Here is a 391-nt window from a genome sequence, read left to right on the forward strand (position 1 = left end):
GTCCATATCGTGGCGGCCCGCCACGCTGTCGAGAATGTAAGACTCGAGCATGGTATCGAACGCAATCCCGCGCAGCTCAATGTCGTAATTAGCCAAAATGCCGCGATCGTATTTGAGATTTTGCCCGACCTTGAGCACCTTCTCATCCTCCAGCAACGGTTTAAGCAGCGTCAGCACGCGCTCGCGCGGGGTCTGATCCGGCGCATCAAGGTAATCATGCGCTACCGGGACATAGGCGGCCACGCCCGGCTCAACAGCGAATGAAAGACCAACCATGTTGGCGGAGATGTTATCCAGGCTGTCGGTTTCCGTATCAAAGGCAAAGAGCGGCGCCTGCTTCAGCTTATCGATCCAGGTGAGCAGCGTAGCCTCATCAAGGATAGTGACATAA

Annotated in this window: 1 pseudogene; it reads right to left on the minus strand. The window is 55.5% G+C overall.

The features are described from left to right. A pseudogene (locus tag FJV41_RS56535) lies at positions 1-391 on the minus strand (hypothetical protein); the annotation flags it as partial.

Source organism: Myxococcus llanfairpwllgwyngyllgogerychwyrndrobwllllantysiliogogogochensis (assembly GCF_006636215.1).
Classification (GTDB): Bacteria; Myxococcota; Myxococcia; order Myxococcales; family Myxococcaceae; genus Myxococcus; species Myxococcus llanfairpwllgwyngyllgogerychwyrndrobwllllantysiliogogogochensis.